This is a genomic window from Pedobacter anseongensis (assembly GCF_037482965.1).
In the GTDB taxonomy this organism is placed as follows: Bacteria; Bacteroidota; Bacteroidia; order Sphingobacteriales; family Sphingobacteriaceae; genus Pedobacter; species Pedobacter anseongensis.
Genome location: NZ_JBBHKB010000001.1, coordinates 1,313,328 through 1,325,380, shown reverse-complemented (window position 1 = coordinate 1,325,380; position 12,053 = coordinate 1,313,328). Strand labels below are relative to the sequence as shown.

Here is a 12,053-nt window from a genome sequence, read left to right as displayed (position 1 = left end):
GAGAATTTAGGTATTCAATAATTTTATCAATCCTATTTTCATTTGCTATCTTTAGGCTCTGTTTACTTTGAGACCATTAGCCATTAGCAAAAAATGCAACAACCGTTTGATATAGAAATCGGCACTTTAAATTACGCCATATTTCCTGAAGGGAATGACACCTATGTTGTCTTCAAAGATGGCAAAGAATATCTACAAATACAGAAAGATGCGGCTTCTCAATGGATAAAATTTGATAAGGAAACCGGGCTACCTCAATTTGAACCTGATGAAGAGGTTAATCAATTGGGCCAACTGATCGAAAATTATAAAGAAGAGCCAGAATTGGATGATGAAGAAGAGATAGATTCGTAAAATGGAAGAAGAATCTTTTTTCTTTAAAGGCAATAGCAGTATTTATGAAATAATTCCTGAAGAAGATGGGGTATATACTGTTTTTAAAGATGGTATAGAATACATTCAAGTAATGCAGCATAAAAACTCAAAATGGCTAAGAATAGATTACAAAACGGATCTTCCAATTATCGAAGCAAATGAGGAAGTGGATTCTATTGGTCGCGTTATCGTTAAATTTCTAGCTAAACAAAAATAAACTCACTAAGGATGCTTATAAGTAAAGCGGTTGGTTGCTCCATTCGCTGTAACGATGTATTGTAGCGAGGTTTCTGTTAACTCCGTAATTTCAGCAAGATTACCTCCTACAAATTGTATTTTTGTGGCATCATCGGTAAAACGCCATGATCCAGAAGCGACAATTTGAGGATTGCCCGGGAACTTAATTGGCCCTTCATTTATTGCCCAAACATAATAAGGATCAAAAATTAATAGATTATCTACAGCGAACGCATTGAGGTCGCTTGTAATATCGTTCCAAGTTCCATTTTCAGCCCTTTGTTCGATTTTTACGGTTACCCATCCTGTTGGTTTAGTTAGTAAAACCGTTTTATCTTGTCTATCCTTAAAATCCTTTTTGCACGAACTTATAAGAATGATGGCAAAAAGAGCGAATATTTTAATGGCTGATTTCATATGTTTCAATTGATAAAGCTAAATTAAGGTTTTTAAAGGCAACGCCAAAATAAAGTAATTAGCGGCTGTAGATGTATACGATAGCTGAGCCAAAAACGCTACAATCTACATTAGTATTCAATTACGTTATTTTCCTTAAACTTAGTATATTTAATTACTATTAACCTTAAAATCAACAACATGAAACAATTATTCTTACTGTTTTTAGGCGCTTCGCTACTTACAGCTTGCCAAAATAAGGAAACTGCAACTACGACGGTAACATCAGACAGCACCATTTATCCTTACACGATTAAAGATGCTGAAAAATGGGAAATGAACCCTGATTCTAAGAATATGCTGGTCGCAATGAATGCGATAAAAGCTTTCGAAAATAGAGATACAGCTGCATTAAAGGCATTTATTGGCGATAGCATCAATCTTGTTGTGGATGGTTATGAGTTTAAAGGTTTAAAAGCAGATTTCCTTAAAAGTGCCCAAGAAGAAATGGATAAATACAAAAGCATCATCATTAAAATGGACGATGCTGAATCGGTTACCAATGCCGATAAATCTAAGCAATGGGTGAGTTTATGGTATAAACAATATTGGGAAGACAACAATGGAAAAAAGGATAGCGTTAACTACTTTAACGATCTAAAAATAAAAGACGGAAAAGTGGTAATCTGGAGCGAGTACGTTCAGCATGCGATGATGAAATAATCGATTTATCCTCCCCAACTTTCTCGATCTAAGCTCCTATAGTGTATGGCTTCGGCCAAATGCTCAGGTTCAATGTTGGCGCTTTCGGCCAAATCGGCTATGGTACGTGCTACTTTTAAGATTCTATCGTATGCTCTAGCCGATAAGCCAAGCCTTTCCATAGCCTGCTTGATTAATGCTTGGCTTGTTTCGTCAATTTCACAAATTTTCTTGGTCATATTTGGACTCATTTGTGCGTTAAAATGTATGTGTTCACTCCCTTTAAATCGCTTTTCTTGCCATGAACGTGCGCTTATTACTCTTTTTCTTATCTCAGCGCTTTTTTCTGCTTCGTGGGATGAGGAAAGTGCATTAAAATTTACCGGGGTTACTTCTATGTGAAGATCGATACGATCTAATAAGGGGCCAGAAATCTTGCTTAAGTATTTCTTAACCGCCCCCGGTGGGCACGAACACGGCGTATTTCTATCGTTGAAATGGCCACAGTTACATGGATTACAAGCAGCGACCAGAATGATACTACAATCATACTCAATAGAAAATTTTGCTCTCGAAATGGTTACTTTCCTTTCTTCTAAAGGCTGTCTCATTACCTCCAAAGCGCTCCGCTTAAATTCGGGAAGCTCATCTAAAAATAGCACACCATTGTGCGCCAATGAAATTTCTCCCGGTTGTGGATGCGAGCCTCCACCTATTAATGCAATGTTAGAAATGGTGTGGTGGGGCGAGCGAAATGGCCTTTCGGTGATTAGCGCTTCTGAAGAAGAAAGTTTACCCATTACAGAGTAGATTTTAGTCGTTTCTAACGCTTCCTGCAAATTTAAAGGAGGCAATACGGTTGGCAATCGCTTGGCAAGCATGGTTTTGCCGGCACCTGGCGGACCAATTAAAATTACATTATGGCCTCCAGCTGCTGCAATTTCGAGCGCCCTTTTAATGTCTTCTTGACCCTTTACATCTGCAAAATCGAATTCGCCGTTATCCATTCGTTGAGCAAATTGTGCTAATGTGTCTACTTCGACCGGGGATGGCTTTTTTTCGTTCTTAAAAAAGTTTATCACCTCTAAAAGGGTTTCCATTCCATACACCGCTAAATCGTTTACAACTCCTGCTTCTTTTTCGTTCGCTTTTGGTAAAATAAATCCTTTGAACTTCGCATTTCGAGCCTGTATGGAGATGGGTAGGGCGCCGCGTATCCGTTGTAGGGCGCCATTTAACGAGAGCTCGCCCATAATTAAATAGTGCTCTAGTTCTATGGGGTCTATTTGGCCAGAAGCAGCCAATATGCCCATGGCAATCGGAAGGTCGTAGGCCGAACCCTCCTTCTTAATATCCGCCGGTGCGAGGTTAACCAATATGCGCTGGCGGGGCATGCGATAACCCGAAGCATTAATGGCACTCGCTACTCTAAACATACTTTCTTTTACGGCATTATCGGGCAAGCCCACCATAAAATATTTGGTCCCGCGGCTAATATTTACCTCTATGGTAATGCTTAGCGCTTTAACCCCATAAACGGCACTTCCATAGGTTTTTACAAGCATAATGCCTAAATGTAGGCAAAGCAAAATGGATTTTTAGCAGGTTAAAGCAGGATTTTTTCAAATTCAAATCAGCAAGAAATTTGTTTAATTCGATGAGTAAAGGTTTGCTTTTTGGTGTATATTTTTCTTTGCCGATTCTGTTAGTTGAAGAACTGTGTTTGAATTTAGCGGGCGGTATATTGAGGCGAAAGTTTGGCAGTACAAAAACAGACACGATTAAAGCGATATTCACCTATGGACGTCAATCCACACCTATCATAAAAGCCGTGTGGCTAAACGGAATTGAAAAAGATATAAAAGGTTTTATGATCATTAAATAATAATCGCTACCCGCCTTGCCTATCGCCCATGTGGCATTTTCGGCATATTCTTCATCATTTTAGCCGCAGCAGCTGGATTAGAAAATTGCTTCATCACTTTACGCATATCTTCGAACTGCTTAATTAACTTGGTTACTTCTTCAACCTTGTTGCCCGAGCCTTTTGCAATACGTAAACGTCTACTTTGCTGTATGCTATCTGGGTTTTCTTTCTCGAAAGGTGTCATCGATTGAATAATCGCTTCTACATTTTTAAACGCATCGTCTTGGATATCCACATTTTTCATCATTTTTCCTACACCGGGGATCATGCCTACCAAATCTTTCATGTTACCCATCTTCTTAATTTGCTGAATCTGGTTGTAGAAATCGTTAAAGTCGAACTTATTTTTACGGATTTTCTTTTGCAATTCGGCCGCTTCCTTCTCGTCAAACTGTTGTTGGGCCCTTTCTACTAAGGAAACCACATCGCCCATGCCCAAAATACGAGAAGCCATCCGATCTGGATAGAACACATCAAGCGCTTCCATTTTCTCGCCTGTACCAATAAACTTTATCGGCTTGTTTACAACAGACTTAATCGATAATGCTGCACCACCACGGGTATCCCCATCTAATTTGGTTAACACCACGCCAGTAAAGTCCAATCTATCATTGAACACCTTTGCGGTATTTACAGCATCTTGACCCGTCATGGCGTCCACAACGAATAAAATTTCGTGTGGTTTGGTTTGCGCCTTAACCTCCGAAATTTCATTCATCAAGCTCTCGTCTATCGATAAGCGGCCTGCGGTATCTATAATAATTACATTATTGTTGTTCTTTTTACCTTCGGCAATCCCTTCTAAAGCAATTGCAATTGGATCCTTCGAAGCAGTATTTGCATATACTGGAACCCCAATCTGTTCCCCCAAAATCTGCAATTGATCTACTGCGGCAGGGCGATAGACGTCACCAGCAACCATTAATGGCTTTTTGCCTTTGCTTTTCAGGTGAAGGGCTAATTTACCAGTAAATGTGGTTTTACCTGCTCCATTTAAACCGGCGATTAATATAATAGTTGGATTGTTTTTTAAATCAAGTTCGGTAACCTCACCACCCATTAAAGCCGTAAGCTCATCGTTCATCACCTTGGTTAACAACTGACCCGGAGAAACAGTGGTAAGTACATTTAGCCCCAAAGCTTTCTCTTTTACCTCATCGGTAAAGCTTTTAGCCGTTTTATAATTTACGTCGGCATCTAAAAGCGCTTTCCTGATTTCCTTCATGGTTTCGGCCACGTTAATCTCAGTTATACTCCCTTGTCCTTTTAAAACTTTAAATGCTCTATCTAGCTTGTCCTGTAAATTCTCAAACATATTCGTCTACTTGTTAAAGTGCAAAGGTATTAATTTTAGTGAATAGTCAATAGCCAATAGCTTGATTGCAGATGTGCATTAGTTAATCGATTAAAAAATATTTTTACTCTCGTGCAACATTCTGCCTATTGCCGTTGTCTTATGAAGACAAACAAACCTGAATGAAATTTTCCCTAACTAGCCTAATTTTAGCGATCAGTGTTACGATTAGTGTAGCACAAAACCCAACTCCCAAAAAGAAATTAACCGCATCGCGCACAACAATAAGCCCCAAAATTGATGGTAATTTAGACGATGCTGTATGGGCCAATGCTGCTATCGCTAGCGATTTTATTGAGTTAAGGCCAGTTCCTGGCAGGTTAGAGCCCAAAGATGGGCGTACCGAAATTAAAATGCTGTACGACGATTATGCCATTTATATTTCGGCAAGAATGTACGACAATCCCGATAGTGTAGTACACGAATTGGTGTCGAGAGACGAAATTGGAAATGCCGATTTTGTTGGAGTAGTATTCGACACCTTTTTAGATGGCGTAAATGGATACGGCTTTTTCGTAACTGCAGCAGGGGTTCAGTTCGATGCCAAATATTCACTCATAGGTGATGAAGACGCAAATTGGAATGCGGTTTGGGAAAGTAGCGTAAAGCTCGACGATAAGGGATGGACGGCTGAAATGAAAATACCCTATTCGGCCTTGCGTTTTTCGAGCAAAGACATTCAGAATTGGGGCATGAACGTAACCCGAAAGCGAACGGGTAAAAACCGCCAAACTTTTTGGAACAATATAGATCCGAAAGTAGATGGTTTTGTGAATCAAAGTGGAATATTAGAGGGCCTGAAGAACATTAAAGCACCTTTACGCCTATCGTTTTCTCCGTATGTTTCTACGTTAATTAGCAACTATCCTTATCACACACCAGGGGTGAAAAACACACAAGCTTCTATTAATGGAGGTATGGATGTAAAGTATGGCATAAATCAGAGTTTTACGCTCGATATGACATTAATTCCCGATTTTGGTCAGGTGCAAAGTGATTATAGGGTCTTAAATTTAACACCATTTGAGGTGAAATTTAACGAAAACCGACAGTTTTTTACCGAAGGGACGGAGCTCTTTAACAAAGGAGATTTATTTTACTCAAAAAGGATTGGGTCTATTCCTTCTTATTTCGATTATAGCGGGGTTAAAAGCACTGATAAAATCATTAAAAACCCGCAAGAGGGAAAGATCTTAAATGCCACAAAAGTTTCAGGACGCACCGCAAAAGGATTAGGCGTAGGATTGTTTAATGCTGTCACGAATACAATGTTCACTGAAGTCGAAGACCCATCAGGCAATAGAAGAAATGTGGAAAGTCAGCCCCTAACCAATTATAATATTTTTGTACTCGATCAATCTTTAAAGAACAATAGCTCGATAAGTGTAATCAACACCAATGTATTAAGGCAAGGGAAGGCCTACGATGCCAACGTAAGTGCGGCGCTTTTTAACATCAGTAATAAGAGTAATAAGTACTTTATTAGTGGGGCGGGAAAAATGAGCTATGTAACGGATAATCCGGTTAAAGAAAATCGAAGCGGATATAGCTACGAATTTGGAATCGGTAAAAAAAGTGGTTCTTTTACGTTCAATTATGAGCAGGAGTTTTCTGATTCACATTTCGACCCATCCGATATGGGTTTTTACACCAACAATAACTTCTTTGATCAATCGGTTAATTTTGCTTATAATCAGTATAAGCCCGGTAAATGGTACAATCAAATCCAAGCGTGGACGGAAATAGAATATTCGAGACGTTACAGGCCAGGCGACTACCAGAGTTTAGGTTTTTTCCCAGGGCTTTACATTCAATACAAAAATTTTTGGTCTACAGAGCTAAATGCAAATGTTCTCCCTGAGTCGAACGATTTTTATGAATCAAGAAATGGTCAGGTATACAAAGCCCCAGCAAGTTATCGAGTGGGTATATATTTGAATGGAAATAGAGCAAAACCTTATAATTATGGTGGAAATATTGTTATACAAAGGCTAGATTTAATGAATGGCGTAAGCTATAATTACTATTTCTATCAAAATTTAAGAGTGAATGATAAATTGGCATTCGGCCTGGACTTAAATTATCAGCCTAGCTATAATTTTGTAAACTGGGTGGCAAAGAATGGCACACAAGCAGTTTTTTCGCGCTATGATAGAAACACCGTAGAAAATACCATGGATGCTAAATATAGCTTTAGCAATAAAATGGGCTTTCAGCTTGGCGTTAGGCACTATTGGTCTGACAGAAGAAATAAAGATTTTTACCTCTTAAATTCCGCTGGTCGATTAGACCCATATGTGGGTGCGGCTCTTCAAAACGTTGACAGAAATTATAATGTATTCAATATCGATCTAATGTATAGATGGCAATTTTCGCCCGGTAGTGAATTAAGCATCACCTATAAAAATGCTGCCGAAACGAACGAAAATTTTTATACTAAACGTTATGGTAGGAATATCGACTATGTGTTATCAGAGCCTCAGAACAATAGCTTGTCGATTAAAGTGCTTTATTATATTGATTATCTCAATCTTATAAAGAGGTAAGTAGATTAATCGCCTACATGCATCCTATTTGCTATGAAGCTAAACTATAGACTATTGGCCTTTAGCTATTAGCGAAAAAACTATCTTGGAAAAATAAAAGTTAACCCCAATGCAAGGGTCTGACTTCCTTGTATTTTACTATCCGTATCACGGTCGTATAATCCAACGCCAGTTACCGATACATTCATAAAGCGATTAATTTTGGCAGTCATATTGATATCAAAACGATGGTCGATATGCCCAAAATTATCGTAGGGAATAAACATATTGTACCTTGTTTTTAAGGTTATATTCTTGAATATTTCTTTTTCATAGGCTGTTACAATTTGGAAAGCGAGTTCGTTTCTAAAATTTTTGCCTTTTACTACCCCGAAATTATTTGGGTTGGTTCGATACAATGCGGTATCTAATACAAATGTCTGACGTGCTGTACCCGTACCTATTCGGGTAGAGAAAAACTTGTTAGGCTTGTATTCAAAACCTATAGATTCAGTGAGATAGCCAGGAGACATAAACTTCGACAACAGCTTTTCGATTTCATTGCCCTTGGAATCTTTACTATAAGCAAATCCTCGATCAAACTGCGACTCAAAATTTAATGAACCAAAGAAGTACCAGTTTTTAGAGAGTTGAACCGCAGCTTTGTTATCCCAATAAATACGGTCGGTGGTTTTTTTTTGCAGTTGACTTTTATTTTTTATTTTACCATACTGCAAAATTACCTCACTCACATAACTATAACTTTCTTTGCTGTATTCTGCCTTATAATTAATTAAGCCTCCTAACGCAAATGAATTTACTCCACCACCTTTCCAGTTGTCGCTAAAAGCAGCTTGGTTAACATTAATACCTACCGAGGTCTTCGTTTTCCAATAATTTACTTTAGCGTTTACCGTAATTGGATTAAGGCTCATTGGTTTAAAAGAAATGTTTCCCACTCTTGATGGTAGCGGACTTCGTTTCAATTTTATATCCAAATCTTTTGTAGAAAATGGAATGGTATCGATTTCTTGCGCCAAAAGATGAAATGAAATGGCAAATAGAAGGAATAAGGTTAAAGATAAACGCTTCATTAATGCAAAGAAAAACAAAAAAATATAATTTAAGGTTAATAGTTAATTATTTAGGAAAATTAAAGCCCTACTGCCCCAACGGTTGAGCAGGTGTTATCATCGGAAGTTTTGGTAGTCTAAATAGGGCAGGATTACGTTTATACGAATTGTAGCTGTTCTTAACAAACTGCACAAAGGCATAATCCGTTGCTGTAAGCACGAATTGGTAGGTTGGTCGATATTGCAGCATAAAATCCTGTATATCAAAAGTTGGATTGTCTAATATGGCTCTTACATATTCGGGCCGATAACGATAATCGATAATGGCTTCGCGGTAATCCTTTTCTATAATAACTTGTAAGTGCCGTGCATTTTTACCCTGCCTACTTAACAAATTGTAGATCGCATCTATTCCCAAACCAACACCACCCAGCCCCAGATTTAGCAAATCTTTACTGCTGCCTCTATCAATAGCATATTTGTATTCTCTTAAGGTTAAAAGGTGCTGTTCTTGCGGTGAAATTGGCTTTCCGTAAATTTCTACTTGATTTAACTTTATAGAAAGGGATTTTAATTTAAGAACAATTGCTCCATTTCCCTTGTAAACTACCGTATCCATTGCATAACCCTGTAAGGCCGCAAAAATGGTATCACCTGCTTTAGCCTTTGTTGTAAACTCTCCTTTTAAATTATTGTAAATCCCTTCATCATTAGCCGAATTGTAAATATATACCTTCGCCAATCTCGCTTTGCTTTCTTTATCAATAACGAAGCCCTGAACAGTAACACTTTGTGCAAAAAGATGGCTGTTAATAAAAACAAGTAAGAAAAGGGCAAATAATCTCATGAGCAACAAAACTACAATATAAGTAAATAGTTCATGTTAACCTTAACATTATTTAACTATCAATAGTTTTTGTCCGATTTTAATGGTGTTGTCTGTCAATCTATTTAAGGCCTTTAATTCGTCGACCGTTAGTTTATATAATTGGGCAATCTTAAATAGCGTATCGCCTTGTTTAACGGTATAATAATTTTCTTTCACCACTTCAGCCCCTTGGGGTGGGTCTTTTGGAGCTACCGCAACTGGAGTAAATTTTTTATTCTCTAAGGGAATATTCGCATTTATTTCAGTAAATACCCGGTCTTCGCGATTAATCTTTTCCCGCTCTGTTTCAGACTGATCGTATTGGTTGAGGCTATACTTTTCAATCAAATTAATTAACAACTCTGGATATTTCGGATTGGTAGCATAGCCTGCTGTTTTTAGGCCTAACGCCCAATTTTTATAATCATTTTTGTCGAGCTCGAATAAAAAGCTATAGCGCTTCCGCTTTAAAAAAGTAGAATGATCCTTGAATGATTCTTTGGCATCTTTGTACACCCTAAAACAGTCGTTATTTTGATCATCGTCTCTATAGTACGCTTTGCCCTTCCAATCGCTCGTGCACTTAATTCCAAAGTGGTTATTTGCATATTTTGCTAAAGAACTATTTCCACTGCTCGATTCTAAGATACCCTGCGCTAATGTAATGCTAGCGGGGATACCATACGTATTCATTTCTTCGATGGCCACCTCTTTAAATTGCTCGATGTAGGCTATTGTTGTGTAAGTGGTAAAATTGGGCGTTTGTTTAATCGCCTCTTTCTCGATTTGTTTGTTGTTACGACTGTATTGTCGCGATTTACAGCTAGCCAACGTAAGTGCTGTTGCAACTAAAAGTAGAATGGGTTTCTTCATTAGAATTTAATTTTCTGCCCCGGTTTTAAAGCCGATGATTTTAATCCGTTCTTCTGCATTAAAGCCGGTACCGAGGTATGCATTTTTTTTGCAATACTGCTTAGATTATCACCAGATTTTACCGTGTATATTTTGCCCTTTTTCACACTGGTAGACGCTATCTTCCTTGAAAGTATTGGAGCCGTATCTACCTCTGAATAATCATCCGGTCTATTATCGTATTGAAAAAGCTCATATTTTTTGATGATGGCAACCACTTGATTAGCCCAGGTCTTACTACTTGCATAGCCCCCTCGTTGAATGCCGTAGGCCCAATTTTTATAATCGTAGGGATCATATTTTTCGAAAAGTATATTAAAATATTTTCTACTGAGTAAAAAAGACACAAAATGGTTGTAGGAGGAATCGATAGATGGATAATCGCGATAAGAAGACCTAATTTCTGAACTGCTATTTGGGCCTTTTACACCAAAATGATTATTTAAATACCTAGCAATCTTACTTTTTCCGGCGGCCGATTCATGAATTGCAACGCCTAAAATAATACTAGCTGGTAAACCATACTTTTGCATCAAATATTGCGCATGGTAAGCATTTGCTAAGATATATTCCTTTGTATCTTGAGCACTTGCCGTAAAAATGCTTAGCGTCAATAAAAAAAGAAGGAGTTTCACTTTCATTTTTTTCGTATCACAAACAACCCATCTCTCACAGGTAAAATTAATTTTTCTACTCGTTTATCGGCGACGACTTTATCATTAAAACTACCAATGCTTTTGGTGTCTTTGTCTTGCGCTTGATTTAAAATCTTCCCGCTCCACAATACATTATCAACGATGATTAGTCCACCAGCCCGTACTTGTTCAAAAACCAAATCGTAATAGGTTCCGTTATTTTTTTTATCGGCATCAATAAACACAAGATCGAAAGTTTCACCGCTTAATGCCTTTAGACTGTGCTGCGCATCGCCTAATAGGTAGTTAATTTTACTATTTAACGGAGATTTTGCGAAATTATTCCTTACTCGGTCTTCCAATTCTTCATTTATGTCGAGCGTGTAAATAATGCCGTCATCGGATAAACCTTCTGCAAGGCACAAGGTAGCATAGCCGGTAAAGGTTCCTATTTCTAGAATTCTTTTCGGACTAATCATTTTGCTTAACATACTCAATACCCTGCCTTGGTAATGGCCACTTAACATGCGTGGCAATAACACTTTTAACTGCGTTTCTCTATCTATATGTTGAAGTAGGTCGTCTTCAGGCTCGCAATAAGTTAAAAGTAGCTTTTGTAGTTCTTCACTAATCATAATCGGTTTCCTTCCATAAAATACTGCAAAATAATCGTTGCGGCAATAGTGTCAACTCTTTCTTTATGCCTACGGTCGCTCTTCTTTAATCCGCTTTGCATAATGGTTTGTTGTGCTAATTTCGAGGTAAACCGCTCATCAACCCAATGTTGGGGTATAGTGGGAAATGCTTTTTTCAATAGTGTAGAAAAGCCTTTCACATGCTGTGCAGATTCTGATGGTGTTCCATCCATCTGCTTAGGCTCTCCTATTACAAAGGTCTCAACCTGCTCGGTTAACATGTATTTTTTTATATACTCGATTATATCTTTTGGATGAATGGTGTCTAAGCCCGTAGCAATAATTTGTAAGGGATCTGTAACGGCAATGCCGATGCGCTTTGTGCCATAATCGAAGGCGAGAATGCGAGCCATA

Annotated in this window: 14 protein-coding genes; 5 read left to right on the top strand and 9 right to left on the bottom strand. The window is 38.1% G+C overall.

Going from position 1 to position 12,053, the window contains the following annotated elements:
* Nucleotides 1-93: 93 nt before the first annotated feature.
* Entirely contained in the window at nucleotides 94-354 is a 261-nt protein-coding gene (locus WG904_RS05835) for a hypothetical protein (RefSeq protein ID WP_339578355.1), read from the top strand.
* A gap of 1 nt (nucleotide 355) precedes the next feature.
* The gene (locus WG904_RS05830; RefSeq protein WP_339578354.1) at nucleotides 356-592 is read left to right on the top strand and encodes a hypothetical protein; all 237 of its coding nucleotides are present in this window, start codon (nucleotides 356-358) and stop codon (nucleotides 590-592) included.
* Nucleotides 593-597: 5 nt separating this feature from the next.
* Here the strand turns inward: WG904_RS05830 and WG904_RS05825 are convergent, their stop codons facing one another.
* The gene (locus tag WG904_RS05825; RefSeq protein ID WP_339578353.1) at nucleotides 598-1,029 is read right to left on the bottom strand and encodes a hypothetical protein; all 432 of its coding nucleotides are present in this window, start codon (nucleotides 1,027-1,029) and stop codon (nucleotides 598-600) included.
* 180 nt (nucleotides 1,030-1,209) lie between these two features.
* On the opposite strand from WG904_RS05825, the gene WG904_RS05820 reads away from it, so the two are divergent.
* Entirely contained in the window at nucleotides 1,210-1,731 is a 522-nt protein-coding gene (locus WG904_RS05820) for a putative periplasmic lipoprotein (RefSeq protein WP_339578352.1), read from the top strand.
* A gap of 5 nt (nucleotides 1,732-1,736) precedes the next feature.
* Here WG904_RS05820 and WG904_RS05815 read toward each other — a convergent pair whose 3' ends face one another.
* Nucleotides 1,737-3,275 (bottom strand): YifB family Mg chelatase-like AAA ATPase, encoded by a 1,539-nt coding sequence (locus tag WG904_RS05815; protein ID WP_339578351.1) that lies wholly within the window; start codon nucleotides 3,273-3,275, stop codon nucleotides 1,737-1,739.
* A 92-nt stretch (nucleotides 3,276-3,367) separates the two neighbouring features.
* Here WG904_RS05815 and WG904_RS05810 point away from each other — a divergent pair, with 92 nt between their 5' ends.
* Entirely contained in the window at nucleotides 3,368-3,595 is a 228-nt protein-coding gene (locus WG904_RS05810) for a hypothetical protein (RefSeq protein WP_339578350.1), read from the top strand.
* A 19-nt stretch (nucleotides 3,596-3,614) separates the two neighbouring features.
* On the opposite strand, the gene ffh is transcribed toward WG904_RS05810, so the two are convergent.
* Entirely contained in the window at nucleotides 3,615-4,952 is a 1,338-nt protein-coding gene (gene ffh / locus WG904_RS05805) for a signal recognition particle protein (RefSeq protein WP_339578349.1), read from the bottom strand.
* Nucleotides 4,953-5,113: 161 nt separating this feature from the next.
* Between ffh and WG904_RS05800 the strand changes: the two genes are divergently transcribed.
* Nucleotides 5,114-7,537, top strand: coding sequence for a DUF5916 domain-containing protein (locus WG904_RS05800; RefSeq protein ID WP_339578348.1), 2,424 nt, complete (start codon nucleotides 5,114-5,116; stop codon nucleotides 7,535-7,537).
* A gap of 80 nt (nucleotides 7,538-7,617) precedes the next feature.
* On the opposite strand, the gene WG904_RS05795 is transcribed toward WG904_RS05800, so the two are convergent.
* The 6 genes from WG904_RS05795 to ruvX form a co-directional block, all read right to left on the bottom strand.
* Entirely contained in the window at nucleotides 7,618-8,610 is a 993-nt protein-coding gene (locus WG904_RS05795) for a DUF3078 domain-containing protein (protein WP_339578347.1), read from the bottom strand.
* A gap of 67 nt (nucleotides 8,611-8,677) precedes the next feature.
* Entirely contained in the window at nucleotides 8,678-9,436 is a 759-nt protein-coding gene (locus WG904_RS05790; protein ID WP_339578346.1) for a hypothetical protein, read from the bottom strand.
* A 48-nt stretch (nucleotides 9,437-9,484) separates the two neighbouring features.
* Nucleotides 9,485-10,330 carry a glucosaminidase domain-containing protein gene (locus WG904_RS05785; RefSeq protein WP_339578345.1) on the bottom strand — a complete coding sequence of 282 codons (846 nt, stop codon included), beginning with the start codon at nucleotides 10,328-10,330 and terminating at the stop codon, nucleotides 9,485-9,487.
* Complete coding sequence (locus tag WG904_RS05780) at nucleotides 10,330-11,010, bottom strand: glucosaminidase domain and LysM peptidoglycan-binding domain-containing protein (RefSeq protein ID WP_339578344.1); 681 nt, start codon at nucleotides 11,008-11,010, stop codon at nucleotides 10,330-10,332. The genes WG904_RS05785 and WG904_RS05780 overlap by 1 nt, the downstream gene beginning before the upstream one ends.
* Nucleotides 11,007-11,639 (bottom strand): O-methyltransferase, encoded by a 633-nt coding sequence (locus tag WG904_RS05775; protein ID WP_339578343.1) that lies wholly within the window; start codon nucleotides 11,637-11,639, stop codon nucleotides 11,007-11,009. The genes WG904_RS05780 and WG904_RS05775 overlap by 4 nt, the downstream gene beginning before the upstream one ends.
* A complete protein-coding gene (gene ruvX / locus WG904_RS05770; protein ID WP_339578342.1) occupies nucleotides 11,636-12,052 on the bottom strand; it encodes a Holliday junction resolvase RuvX in 417 nt (138 codons plus the stop codon). Before ruvX ends, WG904_RS05775 begins: the two co-directional genes overlap by 4 nt.
* Nucleotide 12,053: the final 1 nt, after the last annotated feature.